Source organism: Thalassospira sp., from assembly GCF_040218635.1.
Lineage (GTDB): Bacteria > Pseudomonadota > Alphaproteobacteria > Rhodospirillales > Thalassospiraceae > Thalassospira.
In genome coordinates, this window is sequence record NZ_JAVJRB010000003.1 from 81744 (window position 1) to 99755 (window position 18012).

At 53.5% G+C, this 18012-nt stretch carries 17 protein-coding genes; 10 read left to right on the forward strand and 7 right to left on the reverse strand.

Going from position 1 to position 18012, the window contains the following annotated elements:
• Positions 1-190: 190 nt before the first annotated feature.
• Entirely contained in the window at positions 191-1945 is a 1755-nt protein-coding gene (locus RIC05_RS01780) for an HD domain-containing phosphohydrolase (protein ID WP_350047578.1), read from the reverse strand.
• A gap of 292 nt (positions 1946-2237) precedes the next feature.
• Between RIC05_RS01780 and purB the strand changes: the two genes are divergently transcribed.
• Positions 2238-3548: an adenylosuccinate lyase gene (gene purB / locus RIC05_RS01785; RefSeq protein ID WP_350047580.1), complete on the forward strand. Its 1311-nt coding sequence runs from the start codon at positions 2238-2240 to the stop codon at positions 3546-3548.
• A gap of 83 nt (positions 3549-3631) precedes the next feature.
• Here the strand turns inward: purB and RIC05_RS01790 are convergent, their stop codons facing one another.
• Positions 3632-4540: a LysR substrate-binding domain-containing protein gene (locus RIC05_RS01790; protein ID WP_350047582.1), complete on the reverse strand. Its 909-nt coding sequence runs from the start codon at positions 4538-4540 to the stop codon at positions 3632-3634.
• A gap of 99 nt (positions 4541-4639) precedes the next feature.
• Here RIC05_RS01790 and RIC05_RS01795 point away from each other — a divergent pair, with 99 nt between their 5' ends.
• Positions 4640-5566 (forward strand): DMT family transporter, encoded by a 927-nt coding sequence (locus RIC05_RS01795; protein ID WP_350047584.1) that lies wholly within the window; start codon positions 4640-4642, stop codon positions 5564-5566.
• Positions 5567-5624: 58 nt separating this feature from the next.
• On the opposite strand, the gene RIC05_RS01800 is transcribed toward RIC05_RS01795, so the two are convergent.
• The 3 genes from RIC05_RS01800 to RIC05_RS01810 all read right to left on the reverse strand — a co-directional run bounded on the left by RIC05_RS01800 (position 5625) and on the right by RIC05_RS01810 (position 7606).
• Positions 5625-6326, reverse strand: a complete 702-nt coding sequence (locus RIC05_RS01800; protein ID WP_350047586.1) for a CTP synthase C-terminal region-related (seleno)protein — start codon at positions 6324-6326, stop codon at positions 5625-5627.
• A 121-nt stretch (positions 6327-6447) separates the two neighbouring features.
• The gene (locus RIC05_RS01805) at positions 6448-7125 is read right to left on the reverse strand and encodes a response regulator (RefSeq protein ID WP_350041853.1); all 678 of its coding nucleotides are present in this window, start codon (positions 7123-7125) and stop codon (positions 6448-6450) included.
• A gap of 163 nt (positions 7126-7288) precedes the next feature.
• A complete protein-coding gene (locus RIC05_RS01810) occupies positions 7289-7606 on the reverse strand; it encodes a DUF1476 domain-containing protein (RefSeq protein WP_350041854.1) in 318 nt (105 codons plus the stop codon).
• A gap of 163 nt (positions 7607-7769) precedes the next feature.
• On the opposite strand from RIC05_RS01810, the gene RIC05_RS01815 reads away from it, so the two are divergent.
• From RIC05_RS01815 to purL, 5 genes are all read left to right on the forward strand, one after another.
• Entirely contained in the window at positions 7770-8549 is a 780-nt protein-coding gene (locus tag RIC05_RS01815; protein ID WP_350047588.1) for an NRDE family protein, read from the forward strand.
• A gap of 222 nt (positions 8550-8771) precedes the next feature.
• Positions 8772-9536 (forward strand): phosphoribosylaminoimidazolesuccinocarboxamide synthase, encoded by a 765-nt coding sequence (purC, locus tag RIC05_RS01820; protein ID WP_350047590.1) that lies wholly within the window; start codon positions 8772-8774, stop codon positions 9534-9536.
• Positions 9537-9661: 125 nt separating this feature from the next.
• Entirely contained in the window at positions 9662-9901 is a 240-nt protein-coding gene (gene purS / locus RIC05_RS01825) for a phosphoribosylformylglycinamidine synthase subunit PurS (protein ID WP_350041857.1), read from the forward strand.
• An 81-nt stretch (positions 9902-9982) separates the two neighbouring features.
• Positions 9983-10672 carry a phosphoribosylformylglycinamidine synthase subunit PurQ gene (purQ, locus tag RIC05_RS01830; RefSeq protein WP_350047592.1) on the forward strand — a complete coding sequence of 230 codons (690 nt, stop codon included), beginning with the start codon at positions 9983-9985 and terminating at the stop codon, positions 10670-10672.
• A complete protein-coding gene (gene purL, locus RIC05_RS01835) occupies positions 10669-12882 on the forward strand; it encodes a phosphoribosylformylglycinamidine synthase subunit PurL (protein ID WP_350047594.1) in 2214 nt (737 codons plus the stop codon). Before purQ ends, purL begins: the two co-directional genes overlap by 4 nt.
• A gap of 56 nt (positions 12883-12938) precedes the next feature.
• On the opposite strand, the gene RIC05_RS01840 is transcribed toward purL, so the two are convergent.
• The gene (locus tag RIC05_RS01840) at positions 12939-13754 is read right to left on the reverse strand and encodes a helix-turn-helix domain-containing protein (protein WP_350047596.1); all 816 of its coding nucleotides are present in this window, start codon (positions 13752-13754) and stop codon (positions 12939-12941) included.
• Positions 13755-13886: 132 nt separating this feature from the next.
• Here RIC05_RS01840 and RIC05_RS01845 point away from each other — a divergent pair, with 132 nt between their 5' ends.
• The gene (locus tag RIC05_RS01845) at positions 13887-14291 is read left to right on the forward strand and encodes a hypothetical protein (RefSeq protein WP_350041861.1); all 405 of its coding nucleotides are present in this window, start codon (positions 13887-13889) and stop codon (positions 14289-14291) included.
• A gap of 86 nt (positions 14292-14377) precedes the next feature.
• Here the strand turns inward: RIC05_RS01845 and RIC05_RS01850 are convergent, their stop codons facing one another.
• Positions 14378-15550: an Mrp/NBP35 family ATP-binding protein gene (locus RIC05_RS01850; protein WP_350047598.1), complete on the reverse strand. Its 1173-nt coding sequence runs from the start codon at positions 15548-15550 to the stop codon at positions 14378-14380.
• Positions 15551-15952: 402 nt separating this feature from the next.
• Between RIC05_RS01850 and hflK the strand changes: the two genes are divergently transcribed.
• Both hflK and hflC read left to right on the forward strand, forming a co-directional pair.
• Positions 15953-17083, forward strand: a complete 1131-nt coding sequence (gene hflK / locus RIC05_RS01855; RefSeq protein ID WP_350041863.1) for an FtsH protease activity modulator HflK — start codon at positions 15953-15955, stop codon at positions 17081-17083.
• Complete coding sequence (hflC, locus tag RIC05_RS01860) at positions 17083-17955, forward strand: protease modulator HflC (protein ID WP_350041864.1); 873 nt, start codon at positions 17083-17085, stop codon at positions 17953-17955. Before hflK ends, hflC begins: the two co-directional genes overlap by 1 nt.
• Positions 17956-18012 lie beyond the last annotated feature (57 nt).

The following is an 18012-nucleotide window of genomic DNA, read 5'->3' on the forward strand; positions in this document are numbered from 1 at the left end:
CTGTCATGTCCGGTGCGGATGTCATGCGGGCGTATGTGCCGCCGGGAAGATGATCGAATGGGTCGAATGTATTTAGGGTCAGGACCTGTTAATTGTCCGTGGCTGTCTGGCGAAGCCATCTGCGTGATAACCCGTAGCCCGGAGAAATTCAATTCTCAACGGCTAAATGTCATATTCTGGAAAAGGTTGATCAGCGCGAAATGATGAACTGTTCGATATCGACTTCATCGCACTGGTCCGGGCGCAGGTATTTGCGGCCATATTCGATATAGGTGCCACTGACCAGAAACAGTTCGAACAAATCATTGTCGATTTGTCCTTTGTCGCGCATATCGCCAAGGATGGAGATACATTCAGATAGAAGCTTGGGCCGTTTATAAGGCCGGTCAACGGCTGTCAGGGCCTCGAATATATCGGCAATCACCATGACTTTTTCGAGCACGCCCATATCATCCCCGGTCAGGCCATGCGGGTAACCGGACCCATCCATTTTTTCATGGTGGTTGCCGGCAATCTGCGGGATGCGCTGCAATTCGCGTGGATAGGGCAGTTGTGCGAGCATGTCCTGTGTGATGACAACATGGTCATTGATCACCTGACGTTCTTCCGATGTCAGGGTGCCATGCGAGACAGACAGATTATAAAGCTCGCCCCGGTTAAAGCCCTGATAAATGTGGTCTTCGCGGTCCATCAAAATCGTTTCGACACCCGGTTCGCGCATGGTGGCAAGTTCGCCGTCGCTCAGCCGTTCATTTTCCGCCCATGAAAGCCCAACCGTGCGGTCAAAATGGCGGGTCCAGGTCAATTCGGCGATGTCATGCAGGGCAAAGATCGTATCGGTATCAATTTCGGCATCGCCAATATTGGCATCGGCGACCATGGCGAACTGGCTTTCAAGTTCAGCCACCTGTTTGTTGAAATCGGCTTCGCATTGATCCGGGTCTTCCCCGGCAAGTTTGCGTTTAAGCATCGCAATTTCAGCATCACGGCGCAGGACTTCAAACCGGGTTCGTATTTCGTGAATGCGGTTATGGATGGTTTCAAGCTTGGTCGCCTTTTCCATCACATGATCAGGCGTTACGATCTTGCCGCAATCATGAAGCCATGCGGCCAGATCAAGTTCATACCATTCCATATCGGTCAGATAGAAATTGGAAAACGGCCCGCGTTTGTCATCCACCGCGGCCTGAGCCAGCATCCGGGCAATGACCGGCACGCGGGAACAATGATCTGCTGTATGGGGGGATTTGGCATCAATCGCGTGACCAAGAACACGCACGAAGCTTTCCATCAAATCGCGCTGTGCGATCAGGAGACTGCTGTTTTCAATGGCAACCGCAGCCTGACTGGCCAGCGCATTAATGATTGGTTCTATTGATTTATCAAACGCAATCACATTGCCCTGATCATCCTGCGCATTGATCAGTTGCAAAACGCCGATCACGGTTCCGCGGGTATTTCGAAGCGGCACGGTGAGGAAGGATTTCGACCGATAGCCGGTCTTGGCATCAAAGGCGCGCGTTCCTGAAAAATCAAACCCCTCGGCGCAATAGGCATCTTCGATATTGATCGACTTGCCGCTGAGTGCCACATAGGTCGCGATGTTCCGGTAATTGGGCCGTCCTTCTTCGTCATAAAGCGGCAAGGGCGGGAAAGGTTTTTCGGCTTCGCGACCGGTAACAAAGAAGGTGTTGAGCGTATCATTCATCAGGATACGGAAATGCAGTTCGCTTTCCTCGTTATTGACAAGGTAAAGCGATCCACCATCTGCGTTGGTGAATTTTCGGGCTGCGAGAAGGATTTTCTCGTTAAGTTCTTCACGCCCCTGCTCGGCAGAAAGCGCAATACCAAGATCCACCAACTGCGCAAGATAGTTCGCATCTGTGTTGTGGCTGTCGGTCACTTCTTCTTGTTGACTCTTAGCCTCGTCGCGGTCACGCGCCATTAATTTTCTGCCCACTCAACGAACGGATCGTCTGCATCCCATCAATTATGCAATGTCCAATTACACTACATATCTTATGTAAGTTGCTATAATTCTAACAGATCACAAGTTTATCTCTGGTAAAAATGATGTCACATCCCTGCCATAACCGTCTGCAGGGTTGCTAAATCCCCCGGAATGGACTATCCGACGCGGTGAAAGCGTGCCGGCCTGATGATCGTGCAATTGATCACGCATTCCGATCATTCGGATCATTCTCTGGCACCCAACCATCTTGCCCGGAGGCGACCGCATGATCCCCCGTTATTCCCGTCCACAGATGACTGCAATCTGGGAACCGGCGAACAAATTCCGTATCTGGTTCGAAATCGAAGCTCACGCTGCTGATAAACTGGCTGAACTTGGTGTTATCCCGACTGAGTCTGCAAAGCTCGTTTGGGAAAAAGGTGACAAACCTTATACCCAGGACCGCATCGACCGCATTGACGGTATCGAAGCCGAAGTCAAACATGACGTGATTGCGTTTCTGACCGAACTTTCCGAACAGGTTGGCGAAGAAGCCCGGTTTGTCCATCAGGGCATGACCAGCTCGGACGTGCTTGATACCTGCTTTAACGTGCAGCTTGCCCAGGCAACCGACATCCTGCTTGACGATATGGACAAGCTTCTGGCCGCGCTTAAAAAGCGCGCCTATGAAACCAAAGACGTCCCGTGCATGGGCCGTTCACACGGCATCCACGCCGAACCGGTGACCTTTGGTCTGAAGCTTGCGACCTTCTACGCAGAATTCAAACGTAACCGCGACCGTCTGGTTGTGGCCCGTGACGAAATCGCGACCTGTGCGATTTCCGGCGCGGTTGGCACATTTGCCAATATCGATCCAAGCGTTGAAGAGCATGTCAGTGCGAAACTTGGCCTGAAACCGGAACCGGTTTCGACCCAGGTGATCCCGCGTGACCGTCATGCGGCTTATTTCGCGACCCTTGGTGTCATCGCATCGTCGATCGAACATCTGGCAACCGAAATTCGCCATCTGCAACGCACCGAAGTGCGCGAAGTTGAAGAATTTTTCTCCAAGGGGCAGAAAGGCTCCTCGGCGATGCCACACAAACGCAACCCGGTTCTGACCGAAAACCTGACCGGCCTTGCCCGTCTGGTGCGTTCGATGGCCATTCCGGCAATGGAAAACGTTGCCCTGTGGCATGAACGCGACATTTCGCACAGCTCGGTCGAACGTAACATCGGTCCTGATGCGACCGTGACGCTTGATTTTGCTTTGATGCGTTTGTCCAATGTGGTTGAGAACCTTGTGATCTATCCGGAACGCATGGATGAAATCCTTAACCAGATGGGTGGTCTGGTCTTCTCGCAGCGGGTTCTTCTGACCCTGACCCAGTATGGTGTGTCGCGCGAAGATTCTTATCGCATCGTTCAGCGTAATGCGATGAAGGTCTGGAACCGTGAAGGCGATCTTCTGTCGCTTCTGAAAACCGACGAAGACGTTACGGCGAAAATCCCGATGGATAAGCTCGAAGCATTGTTTGACCTTGGTTATCACACCAAGCATGTCGACACGATCTTTGCCCGCGTGTTTACCGACTAACGGCCACACGGACCAAAATCAAAATCCCCGGTTTGCAATCAGCGTCCGGGGATTTTTTTTGTTCTGAACAATGACTAGCCCTGTCAAAAAACCTGCCGTTCGACCAGATCGCGGGCCTCATCCAGCAACCAGTCGCGAAACAGCCGCACCTGACTACGCAGTTCACGGTTTTTCGGATGCACAAGATAATAGCCCAGCGGCACGGTCAAAACATGTTCAGGGAACAGGTGGACAAGCTTGCCCTCATTGACATCTTCTTCGGCCAGTAACGGATTTGCGATCACCACACCCTGATTGTGAATGGCGGCTTCGATCACCATTGCGGTTTGGTCAATATCGATATGTTTAAGAGTTTGCGTTTCTTCGCGCGTGACACCGGCATAGGTCGCCAGCCAATCGGCCCACCAATGATGTTTGGTGTCATTGATCAAGGTTGCCCGCACCAAATCAGGCGGCGTTTTCAGGCCAAGCTGATCGCGATAGGACGGGGCGCAAAATACCGCCGCCTGCCCGCGATATAACAGAACCGCTTCAAGCCCATCGTCATTGCCGTTGAAATAACGTACCGCGATGTCGAGCCCGTCATGTTCAAAATTCGGCTTTTCTTCGGTTGATCCGACATGAAGGGCAGTTGTCGGATGCATGATCAGGAATTTGGCCATGCGCGGTGAAAACCATTTCGCGGCAAAGCTGGGCGGCATGGCGAAATGAACTGACGTATCGTTACGTCGGCGCAGATACCCACTGGCATCGGCGATCTGCTGTAATGCCGGGCCAATCCGCGCGGCATAGGCCAGCCCATCCGCCGTCGGATAGACCTGCCGGGTTGCACGGGTAAACAAATCCACCCCCAACCATTCTTCAAGTTTGCGAATTTGCTGCCCCACCGCACCGGGCGTGACATTCAGTTCGTCGGCCGCCAGCGAGAAGCTGTTCAAGCGCAAGGCGGCCTCAAAAGCCGGTAGGGATTTAAGCGGCGGATAAGACACCATGATGCAATTTTTCTATATCATATGGCAGATAGCATGATTTGTAGAATACTCTGTAGCGGCATAAAATTCCATCAAATACCTCTTGATGGATCAACTGCCATGCAGAAGAATGCCTATCTTGTCTTTGGTCTTCTTGCCCTTGTCTGGGGTCTGACATTTCTGTTCAACAAGACATCCAGCACCCTGATTTCCCCCGAACAGGTTGTGGTCGTGCGCGTGGTGATTGGCTTTATCCCCGTCTTTGCGGTCGCAATGATCCGGCGCAAACTGCGCTGGGCACATCTGCGTCATATTCATCATTTTGTCGTCATGTCGCTGCTTGCCGCGTCGGTTTATTATATCAGCTTTGCCCGTGGCATCGCCCTTCTGCCGACCAGTGTGGCCGGAATGCTTTCAGGGGCAATCCCGATGTTTTCCTTTGTCGGAGCAGCCATCTTTCTGCGCAGTGAGCCGATCAACCGCCGGTCGATTGGCGGGCTTTTATTTGGCTTTGCCGGGGTAATGTTGATTGCCCAGCCTTGGAACACCAGTGTGTCGGTGAGTGATTTGGCGGGAATTGGCTATATCGCCTTTGGATCGGCCTGTGTTGGCCTGTCCTTTGTCTATGCCCGCCGGTTCTTAAGCCCGCTTGGCATTTCATCGCTTGCGCTGTGTACCTATCAGCTTGGTTTGGCATCGATCATGATGCTGACTTTCACCGATATGACCAATGCCGATGCGATTTTTAATGATTGGAAAATCGCGACTGGTCTGATCGTTGGTCTTGGCCTGTTTGGCACCGGAATCGCCTTTATTTGCTATTACCATGTGGTGGAAAAACTGGGTGCGGTCAAAGCTGCGAGTGTGACCTATATCCCGCCGGTGATTGGCTTGATCACGGGGATCCTGATCCTTGGGGAAACGGTCACGGTTCTTCACGTGGTCGCAATGACCATCATCCTGAGCGGTGTTTTCATCATGCAATCGGGCAGAACACCCGCAAACCCGACAGATACCCGGGCCCACAACCGGCCCGAACCTGCCTGAGGCCTCCCCTTGGCTTGATGGCGACGCCCCCGGATTTTCCGGGGGCGCTTTTTATGGTTCATGGTTTGACGGCGGCTTTCACAAAGGCCGTAATCAACGGGTGTGCAACGCCGCGCAAGCCTGATCGTTCGGGCTGAAACGCAGTTCCGATGAAAAACGGATGATCTTTTAATTCGACCGCACGGGGATCCCCATCGCGATCCCACGCCGATATCACCAGATCCCGCCCATCAAGTATCCCGGCATATTCACGGTTAAAACCGTAACTGCAGCGATAGGTTTCGCTGATGTTATCAGCCCCGTAACGGGTTTGGATCAGGCTTCCCTGCACAAGATCAATCCCGCCATCCTGATCAATCAGCGCACAGGTCAATGGGGCAATCAACGGCATTTGCGCGTCCGGGTCGATTTCGGCGTTCGCCGCATTGGAAAGCCCAAGAACGTTATGTGCATATTCCAAGATGGCATGCTGATAGCCGCCACAAGTTCCCAGAAACGGAACCTTGTTTTCACGGGCATAGCGAATGGCGGCAAGGGCACCGTCCAGGCTTTGATACGGGCTTGCCGGAACGCACCAGATGGCGTCATAGCGCCCCAGAACCACATTCGCATCAACGCCATCAAGGGTGGTTGTTGCAATCCAGTCGAACGTTATGGGCGAAGCAATTTGAATCCCGGCGATTTCAAGGGCCTTGGGGATGGCCTGATGGGCGGTAACATCGGGGTTATAATCGCCGATCAGCGCAATATGAATGGTCATGAGAATTCCTCGTTTCAGATGGCATTACGAGGGAAAGCACCCCTGATTTAACAACAAAAAACGGCCCGTGAAATCACGAGCCGGGATTTGAGCTTAAACAGAGCTGCCTTTGACGAACGTACTACAGATTTCCGGTACGCGCCATATCTTCAAGCGCCATTTTGACCGCCTGTGCACGGTTCGACACATTCAGCTTCCGATAGATGTTTTTCAGATGATATTTGACCGTGATTTCGCGCAGATCAAGATGACGGGCGATGTCCTTGTTCGGACGCCCTTCTGACAAAAGTGCCAGAACTTCACGTTCACGCGGTGTCAGACGAGCAAAATCACCTTCATTGCCAAACCCACCGACCATGCGGCTGTCGCCATCGCCACCACCGCCCATGCCGTCGCCAAGATCATTCAGGATCGAGGATGGCAGATATTTATCCCCGGCCAGAACCAGCTGAACAGCATTTGCCAAGGCCTGCCCGCGCAGGGTCTTGGGTATAAAGCCGTGTGCGCCGGCTTCAATCGCGTGGCGCACATCTTCGCTGCGATAGGTGCCCGACAGCAAAACAACAAAGGTCGAGGATGCAACCTTGTCCAATGCACGTTTCAGACCTTCTAGGCCATTCATGCCCGGCATCCGCAGATCAAGCATAACCAGATCGAATGTGTTGTTTTCCACGATCAGGTCCAGTGCCGGATCCAAAGCACCAGCTTCAGCAACTTCACAATCGTCGAAATATTGTTGGAATAGCAGTGATAGTGCCTCACGAACCAAATCGTGATCGTCCGCCAAAAGGATACGCAATGCTGTTGCCCTTCTTCTACCTAATCAGCATCTTCACCTACATGGAGAAGATTACCACACCAAAAGGTTGCACCCACTTTTGTTTATTTTCAGAGTGCAAGATACGGGAGCCCCTAATGGTTTGCAAACTAGAAGTTTTTAGCAGACAACAGCATCCTGTCCATCAGGTCAAGACTTCGGCCCGCGCGACCGGACGTAGTTCTTCAAGTTTTGCGTTCAATGCCGAGACGGTAACATCGATATTCTTGCGTCCGAAATCGGCCAGCAAAAGCGCAACAACCCCGTTTTCGCGCGGGTTGGCAACGACTTTGCCGATGATTTCGTTCGTATAATCCTGACTTTCATCGGGCGTCATTCCCATCTGCTGCCCGGCCCAGTTTGCCAGCATTTTATAAAGATGCGTCTCAACACGAAATTCCTGTTCAAGATCAAAGCTGTATTTGGCTTCGAACCCGCGTTCCCGATCATTAAAGCTGTTCATGGCATTCCCTCCTGTATGGTGTCGCCCTATTGGGCACATCGATGATGGCAAGATTGCGTATCCTCATCTAATTGTATTTGAGGACAGGCAGCCGCATTTTCATCCCTTGGCCTGATACTTTTGAATTTGACAAATCCCCCACCAACACGCTTTGATCTGGCTCATGTGTACTGTCATTATTTTACGCCGTCCCGACCATGAATGGCCGGTGATCATTGGCGCCAATCGAGACGAAATGAATAACCGACCGTGGAAATCCCCGGCGCGTCATTGGGCTGACCGGCCTGATGCGATTGCCGGTCTGGATGAAACGGCTGGTGGCACCTGGCTTGGTGTGAACGAAGACGGGGTTGTTGCCGCGGTTTTGAACCGGTTTGGCACCCTTGGCCCGGAAGAGGGCAAAAGATCACGTGGGGAGCTTCCGCTTGAGGCGCTTGACCATGCCGATGCGATTGATGCGGCACAGGCACTGGCCGAACTTGATGGCAATGCCTATCGCCCGTTTAACATGGTGATTGCCGACAATCGGGATGCCTATTGGTTGGCCAATCGTGGAACCGGACGTATCGAGATCACCGACATCCCCGAAGGTCTGTCGATCTTAACGGCCCATGATTTAAACGATATTGAAAACAGCGAGCGCACCAAACGAAACCTGCCGCGTTTCATCAGCGCACCGGCCCCCAATCCCGAAGCCGATGACTGGTTTGCATGGCAGGCGCTGCTTGCCGATACCGGGATCAAGTCGCCAGATCCCGATCATCACGACATGCGTGCCGATGCCATGTTGGTCCGCAGCAATATCGGTTTTGAAACGGTTTGCTCATCGCTGATCGGGCTGCCTGCGATTCCGACAAGCAAACATGAACTTCCGCGTCGCCCGGTCTGGTTATTTGCCGATGGACAACCCGACACCACACCATTCCACCCGGTTGATGTTTAAACGGGTCCGTTCGGAAAAAAGACGTCCCCCCAACCGGTTGCAGCGCAAAATCGACCATCGCGGCACCCGATTGCAGACGGTTGCAATTTTTGATTATCAAGATTGCGTAAATAGAGCTTAAGCGACAATTGAGTTTCTCGCCAAGCACTGCTATATGGGGGGCGCGAATTTCAGGGTGCCTGTGCTGTTGCAGCGCAGGCCTAGATGTGAAAGATCCCGCCAATGTCCAGAAAGCAACCCATTTACGAGGGTAAAGCCAAGGTTCTTTACGAAGGTACCGAACCCGGCACGATCATTCAGTATTTCAAGGATGACGCCACTGCGTTTAACGCTCAGAAGCGCGGCACCATCGCCGGCAAGGGCGTGCTGAATAACATGATCACCGAATTCGTCATGACCCGTCTGGCAGAAATCGGCATCCCGACCCACTTCATTCGCCGCATTAACATGCGCGAACAGCTTTGCAAAAAATGCGAAATTGTCCCGATTGAAGTCGTGGTCCGTAACATCGTTGCTGGCTCCATGGCAAAACGCCTTGGTCTGGAAGAAGGCGAACGCCTTCCGCGTCCGATCGTCGAATTTTACTACAAAGACGACGCATTGGGCGACCCGCTGGTTTCTGACGAACATATCCTTGCTCTGGGGTGGGCAACCGCCGACGAGCTTGAAGAAATTGTTGGCATGACGCTGCGTGTGAATGACTATCTTTGTGGTCTGATGCGCGGCATTGGCATTAAACTGGTCGACTTCAAACTTGAATTCGGTCGCGTTTGGGAAGGCGACTTCCCGCAGTTGGTTCTGGCCGATGAATTCAGCCCGGATAACTGCCGCCTTTGGGATGCCGTGACCAACGAAAAGATGGACAAGGACCGCTTCCGTCGCGATCTTGGCGGCGTCGAAGAGGCCTATCAGGAAGTTGCACGCCGTCTTGGTGTCCTGCCTGAATCCGCCGAAATAGAGTCGCTGAACAAAGACGTGACCAAATAACACCCCAAGGCCGCGCTCGCGCGGCCTTTTCTTATGGCTGTCCGATGATCACGTCATCGGACAGCGTCTTGTTTGCAAACATTCTTCGCGCGAATGCCGCGCATGCGAACTTAAAGGAGCTTCTCGTGAAAGCACGTGTTCATGTCACCCTGAAGAACGGTGTTCTTGACCCGCAAGGCAAAGCCGTTCACCACGCCCTTCAGGGCCTGGGATTTGATGGCGTCAATGACGTCCGTCAGGGCAAGTTCATTGAACTGGAACTGGACGGTACCGATGCCGCAAAGGCAAAGGCCGAGGTCACCGAAATGTGCGAGAAGCTTCTCGCCAACACCGTGATCGAAGACTACACCATCGAGCTGGCTTAACTGCCCCGCCAAGGCCCTGCTTTTGCAAGCCTTGACGTATCGAGATTGCGTTAACGGACACTAACCGAGAGACGGTATTTCATGAAATCCGCTGTCATCCTCTTCCCCGGCATCAACCGGGAGAATGACGCCATTGCAGCCCTAGAACAGGCCACCGGCACCAAACCGACCGTGGTCTGGCATGGCGAAACCGAGCTGCCCAACGTCGACATCATCATGGTCCCCGGTGGTTTTTCCTATGGCGACTATCTGCGCTGCGGGGCGATGGCTGCCAAATCGCCGATCATGCGCGCCGTTGCTGACCGCGCCAAGGCCGGTGTGACCATTTTAGGTGTGTGTAACGGCTTCCAGATTTTGACAGAAGCAGGTCTTCTGCCCGGTGCGCTGATGCGCAATGCCAGCCTGAAATTCATCTGCAAAAACACGCATCTGAAAATCGAAAACACCACCAGCCGCTTTACCAACCAGTATGGCATGGGCGATGTGGTCGATTATCCGGTTGCCCATCATGACGGCAATTACTTTGCCGATGCAGACACGCTTGACCGTATTGAAGGCGAAGGCCGTGTTGTTCTGCGCTATTGCGATGTGAACGGTGACGTCGATCCGGCAACCAACCTGAACGGGTCACAGCGCAACATTGCGGGCATCATCAACGAAGCAGGCAATGTTCTTGGCATGATGCCTCATCCGGAAAATGCCATCGATCCGCTGCATGGCGGTATTGATGGTCGCGGTCTGTTCAAAAGCATGGTGGAGGCCGTATCGTGAGCACCAACGAATTCAACAGCACACCGATCACGCCTGAACTGGTCAAGGAACACGGACTGAACGAGGAAGAGTACAAGCTCGTCCTCGAAATCATGGGCCGTGAACCCAACATCAACGAACTTGGCATTTTTTCGGTTATGTGGTCCGAGCATTGCTCCTACAAATCATCGAAAAAGTGGCTCAAAACGCTTCCGACCAAGGCCGACTGGGTTATTCAGGGCCCGGGTGAAAATGCCGGTGTGATTGACATCGGCGATGGTCAGGCTGCCATTTTCAAAATGGAAAGCCACAACCACCCGTCCTTTATCGAACCCTATCAGGGGGCTGCAACCGGTGTTGGCGGCATCATGCGTGATGTCTTCACCATGGGTGCCCGCCCGATTGCAAACCTGAATGCGCTGCGCTTTGGCGCGCCTGAGCACCCGAAAACCCGCCATTTGCTGAGTGGTGTTGTCGAAGGTATCGGCGGTTATGGCAACTGCATGGGCGTTCCGACCATCGGTGGCGAAACCAATTTCCATGCGTCCTATAACGGCAATATCCTGGTCAATGCGATGACCGTGGGTCTGGCGGATGTGGATAATATCTTCTATTCAGCGGCGGCTGGCATCGGCAATCCGGTTGTGTATGTCGGATCGAAAACCGGCCGTGACGGCATCCATGGTGCCACCATGGCATCGGCCGAGTTTGATGATGACAGTGACGAAAAGCGCCCGACCGTTCAGGTCGGCGATCCGTTCACGGAGAAACTTCTGCTTGAAGCCTGCCTTGAATTGATGGCAACCGACATGATCGTCGCCATTCAGGACATGGGGGCGGCTGGCCTGACGTCATCGTCGTTCGAGATGGCCTCAAAAGGCGGCGTTGGTGTTGAGCTGTGGCTTGATAAAGTGCCGATGCGCGAAGAAGGCATGACGCCCTATGAGCTGATGCTTTCAGAATCGCAGGAACGCATGTTGATGGTCCTGAAACCCGGTTGTGAAGACGCCGCCAAGGCGATCTTTGACAAATGGGAACTCGACTTTGCGGTGATCGGGACACTGACCGATACCAAACGCATGGTTCTGAAATGGCACGGTGAAACGGCTGGTGATCTTCCGATTGATCCGCTGGCTGAAGCATCGCCGGAATATGATCGTCCGTGGGAAGTTACCCCGAAACAGGATCGCATTGATCCGGCAAGTCTTTCGGGCAAGGTTGCACATATCGATGCGCTTAAGACCCTGATTGCCTCGCCTGATCTGGCATCTCGTCGCTGGATCTGGGAACAGTATGACCATCTGGTCATGGGCAACACGATTGTCCGTCCGGGTGGTGATGCCGGTGTGGTCCGCGTTCAAGGTACCAACAAAGGCATTGCCGCGACCACCGACTGTACCCCGCGCTATGTCATGGCCGATCCGGTCGAAGGCGGCAAACAGGCCGTTGCAGAAGCATATCGCAACCTGATCGCAACCGGTGCAAAGCCGCTTGCCATTACGGACAATATGAACTTCGGTAATCCTGAACGCCCGCGCATCATGGGCCAGTTTGTTGGCGCCTGTCAGGGTATTGGCGAAGCCTGTATTGCACTGGACTTCCCGGTCGTCTCGGGCAACGTGTCACTTTACAACGAAACCAATGGCGTTGGCATCATGCCGACCCCGGCCATTGGCGGCGTTGGTGTTATTTCCGATCTGGGTCATCATGCCACCATCGCGCTGAAGCGTGATGACAGTGCATTGATCATGATTGGTGCTGCGACCGGTGAGCTTGGTCAGTCGCTGTATCTCAAGACCATCGAAGGGCGCGAAGAAGGTGCCCCGCCGCCGGTCGATCTGAATGCGGAAAAACGTGCCGGTACGCTGGTGCGTGAACTGATCGAGCTTGGTGTTGTCAAAACCTGCCACGACATCGCCGATGGCGGTCTTCTGGTCACGGTTGCCGAGATGTGCCTTGCAGGCAATATCGGTGCCGACATCAACCTGCCAGAACAGGGCAGCGAAGCCGCATGGCTGTTTGGCGAAGATCAGGGCCGCTATGTGATTGCGACACGCGATCCCGATCAGGTTCTTAATGCTGCTGCCAGTGCCAATGTTGCTGCTGTCATCATCGGTCAGGCCGGTGGTGATGCGGTAAGCATCGAAGGCGAGAGCAAAGTCAGCGTTTCGGAACTGCGCGATCTGAACGAAGGCTGGATGCCATCCTTCATGGCCGAAGCCGTTCAGTAAGCCGTAGCGACTTCAAAGACAAAACCCCGCCGGAGCAATCTTGGCGGGGTTTTGTTTTAAATGCCCGCCGCCAGTTGATGCAGGGCGCTGCCTGTTGGCCCGTCCGCGGGCAACAATGTCTCGATGGCAAGTTCGGACAATGAAACTTCAACCGGCGTCCCAAACACCGTGGTCGTGCTGATAAATCGCATGATCCCCAAATCGGTCTGCAGAACAAGCGGCACGACAAGCCCCGACAGGGCACCACCATTCGTATCCGGAGTGCTGGCACTCGCCCCGTCATTCGGCATGCGGTAATGACTGGCTTCATCATAAAGACCACGTAAGGTGGCATCTGCCGTCACATCAATCTGACGCCGCAATCGATCCAACAAATGATCGCGCCATTCGGTAAAATTAACCACGCGCCGTGCTAACCCGCCGGGATGCAAACTTAACCGCAGTAGATTGACCGGGGCACGTAACAATTCCGGATCAACGTCCGCCAGCAACATTGGCACGATGCGGTTCGATGCCACCATGTTCCAGTGACGGTCCATTGCCAGTGCCGGATAGGGTTCGTGTGCTGACAGTATCTGTTCAACAGCCACGCGAATGCCCGCTGATTGATCATCATTAAAATCGTGTTCGGCGTAGATCGGGGCAAAGCCACCAGCGACCAAAAGGCTGTTGCGGTCACGCAAAGGGACATCAAGACAATCGGCAAGATGCAGGACCATGTCGCGGCTGGGTTTTGACCGCCCGGTTTCAAGAAAACTAAGATGCCGGGTCGAAATCTCTGCCTCGCTGGCGAGATTCAACTGACTTAGACGACGCTGCTTTCGCCATGTTTTCAAGGCGGCCGCAAACTGATCGTGGTTTACCTGTCTCATTGCATTTCCCGTTTAAACTGCAAAACAGGTTACCACCAAACAATCTGTCAAAACATTACCTGTGACGTAATCGCCGTGATTACCTGAATGCGGCAAATTGCCGATATCACCACCAACGAAAAGGGAAACGTGATGTCTGCAAATACCAACGTAAAAACACTCAGAACCATCTTGATGATGGATGCCGCAACCTGCTTGGTCTTTGGCCTGTTGCTTTGCCTTGGTACCGTGCCATTGGCAGGATGGCTGGGCTTGCCCACCGACCTTCTGTTTTATGCCGGTCTGATCCTGTTCCCCTGTGCTGCCCTGATGTATTTCACAGGCAAACAGGCACAACCAAATCGGTACTGGGTCTGGTTGATTGTTGTTGGGAATGTCGGATGGGTCGTCGCAAGTTTTGGCCTTCTCGCCCTTCCGACCATCAATCCGACCATGCTGGGAAACGCCTTTGTCATCGTCCAAGCCATTGCGGTGATTGTTTTGGCGAGTATCGAGTATCGCCAGCTTGCCACGACAGCGAAAATCATGACGGCGTAGTCACATGCCAAACACACAAAACCCCGCCATCTGTGTGGCGGGGTTTGCTTGTATCAAAGTGATAAAAGGTCTTTTTACGTAAGGCGTTACTTAAAGCTGATTTTCGGGAACAGGCTTTTCTTTTTGGGCTCCGTCGCCGGGCCGACCTGTTCGTCAATTGCTGCTGCAATCTTGTCGGCGATTGCGCCATAGGCCTTGGCATGTTCGCCGTCGGGCTCGGTGCACACAATCGGTTTGCCTTCATCAGCCCCCAGTCGGATTTTAAGATCCAGCGGGATTTCACCAAGGAACGGCACGCCCAGCTCATCTGCCGCCTTGTGCGCCCCGCCATGATCAAAGATGTGATCGACATGACCGCATTCGGGACATTTGTAATAGGACATGTTTTCGATCAGGCCAAAGACCGGCACATTGACCTTGCGGAACATATTCAGCCCTTTGCGGGCATCCAGAAGGGCGATGTCTTGCGGGGTGGAGACAATCACCGCCCCGGTGACCGGAACGCGCTGGGCCATGGAAAGCTGAATATCGCCTGTGCCGGGTGGCATATCGACAACCAGAACATCCAGATCGCCCCAATCGGTATCACGCAGAAGCTGTTCTAGTGCCCCCATCGCCATGGGGCCGCGCCAGATCACGGGCTGTTCTTCATCCACCATAAAACCGATCGACATGACGCGCATGCCAAAGGCCGATGGCGGGATCATTTTACCCTGAGTGCCCGACGGGGTCGGTTTGGCATCGCGAAGGCCCATCATGCGCGGGAGACTCGGGCCATAAATGTCTGCATCAAGCAAACCGACCTTAAGTCCCTTGGCGACCAGCGACAGTGCAAGATTAACCGAGGTGGTTGATTTCCCCACCCCGCCTTTGCCCGAAGCAACGGTTATGATGCTGCGCACGGTCGGCAGTTCAAGCGGTTTTTGCGATGCACCCTGCGGGCGCTGACCTGTTTGATGCGGTTTTGCAGCCGCGGGTTGTTGCGGGTTTGGCGTGTTTGCAGCTTTGGGTCGTTCTGCGGTCAAGGCCACACGGGCCGTTGTGACCCCGTTCACAGAAGCCACAGCCTTTTCAGCGGCTTGGCGCAAGTCTTCGAGTGCCGGTCCCTGAGCGGGATCGACAGCAATCATGACATTGACGGCTTCATCATTGATATCAATACCTTGCACCATACCCTTGGCTGTGATTGATTTGCCATCGACCGGGTCGATTACCCCTTCAAGGGCGGCGACAATCTGTTCACGGTTCGGGGAAGTCATATTGCGGTCTCCAAATTTTGGCTTAAGTCCGTGATCACACAGAACTTGCAGGCGCGTAACATTGTTTTGCAAGGCAAGCTGTCATATAAGGCCTAGGGTCTGGACTCACGAATAGGATTGTAATGGCAACAGCAAGAATTGCGAAATACTAGGAAAAGCCCATAGAGCGGGCAGGTATCCCGGTCAAGGAGTTTGACGCAAGTGTTGGCAATTCATGCGGTTGTTGTTCGGATTGATCGGGTTAAATTGTCGCGAGGCATTGAAAGATAAAAATCTTCCTGCTGCCTTGCACAGCCTTTTCGCAACAATTCGATCAGCCCTTTCAAACATATTCGTGAGGCCAGACTCTGGTACTCGGTAAGTAAAGATAAACACCGAACGGCAAGAAGAGGAAGACACTCGATGCCATGGAATTCACAAGGGGGCGGTGGCCCCTGGGGCAGCGGCGGAAACAACGGCGGTGGCCAAAACCCGTGGGGACAGCGTCCTCAGGGTGGAGGTGGCGGCGGAAACACGCCCCCCGATTTTGACGAAATGATTCGTAAAGGCCAGGAACGCCTGAAACGGCTGTTCCCCGGTGGTGGCGGTTATAAGGGCTTTGTCCTGATCGGTATCGCTGTGATCGGGTTGTGGCTTTTGACCGGCTTCTACCGTGTTCAGCCAGGTGAGCAGGGCGTAACGCTTCTGTTTGGCAAATGGGTTGGCACCACCGGTCCGGGTCTGAACTATTTCCTTCCGGCCCCGATTGGCGAGGTGATCAAGCCGAACGTGGAGCGGACCAACCAGATTGAAGTTGGCTTCCGCGGCGCGGGCACAGTTGGCAACGGCAATGGCACACGCGATGTGCCAGAAGAAAGCCTGATGCTGACCGGTGACCAGAACATCATCGACATTGATTATGTTGTGCAGTGGCGTATCAGCGACGCAGGATCATTCCTGTTTAATGTCCGCGACCCGCAAAACACCATCAAGCTTGCAGCTGAAAGCTCGATCCGCGAAGTCATCGGTAAAACCAGTCTGGAAGAAGCCCTGACGGTTGGCCGTGTTCGGGTTGAGGAGCAGACACGTGTGCTGCTTCAGTCGATCATGGATGGTTATGAGTCGGGCGTTTTCATTGCTGAAGTGAAAATGCAGAAGGTTGACCCGCCACGCGAAGTCATCGACGCATTCAACGATGTGCAGCGTGCCCGTCAGGACCGTGATCGTTCCCAGAACGAAGCACTGGCCTATCGCAATGACATCATCCCGCGTGCAAAAGGTGAAGCAGAACGAACCATTCTGCAGGCCCGCGCATACAAGGATCGCGTGACCAAGGAAGCACAGGGTGAAGCTGAACGCTTTACCTCGATCTATAATTCCTATCTGACCGCGAAAGATGTCACGACACGTCGCCTGTATCTTGAAACCATGCAGGAAATCCTGAGCAAATCCGAGAAGGTCATCATTGACCAGAACGGTCAGGGTGGTGGCGTTGTGCCGTATCTTCCGCTGCCAGAAATTCAGAAACGCGCGAATGCAGGAGGCAACAACTAATGGCAAGTCCTAAACTTATTGCCGCAGGCGTCGTTGTTGTTATCGCCGCTGTGGTTGGTTCAATGTGCGTCTTTACCGTACGTCAGGACCAGCAAGCACTTGTTCTTCAGTTCGGTAATCCTGTTCATGCGGTTTCCGAACCGGGTCTGCATTTCAAACTGCCGATCCAGAATGTGGAATATTACGAGCGCCGCATTCTTGAACTTGACCCGCCGGTCCAACAGGTTCTTCTGTCGGATCAGAAACGTGTCAATGTGGACAGCTTTGCCCGCTGGAAAATCATCGACCCGCTTATTTTCCGTCAACGTGCAACCAACTCGACGAACTTTGTTCAGTTGTTTGGCCAGCGTCTGAATTCGGTTATCCGTGGTGAACTGGCACAGGCTCCGCTTGTGGCTCTTCTGTCGGACAACCGGGCACAGATCATGGAAAAGATCCAGGCAACCTTGGTCGAACCGGCCACGGAATTTGGTGTTGAGCTGATCGATGTGCGTATCGGTCGTACCGATCTGCCAGAGGAAACGTCGCAGGCGGTGTATAACCGTATGCGTTCTTCACGTATTGCCGAAGCTGCACAGCTTCGCGCAGAGGGTGAAGAGCTCAAGGCGAAAATCCAGGCAGAAGCAGACCGTGAACGGGTTGGTATTCTTGCTGAGGCGAACCGTCAGGCCGAAGTTCTCAGTGGTGAAGGCGACGCCGAGCGAAACGTCGTACTGGGTAAAGCCTATGGCACCGATGCGAATTTCTTTGAATTCTATCGGACGCTAGAATCCTACAAATCCGCGCTTTCGAATGGCTCGACCATGGTGCTTTCACCAGACAGCGAGTTTTTCCAATACTTTAATAAGTCGGCTCCTAACACAAGCCGCTAGACAAAACACAAGGGCGACCGGCATATTAGCGCGGTCGCCCTTTTTGTTTTCATAAAT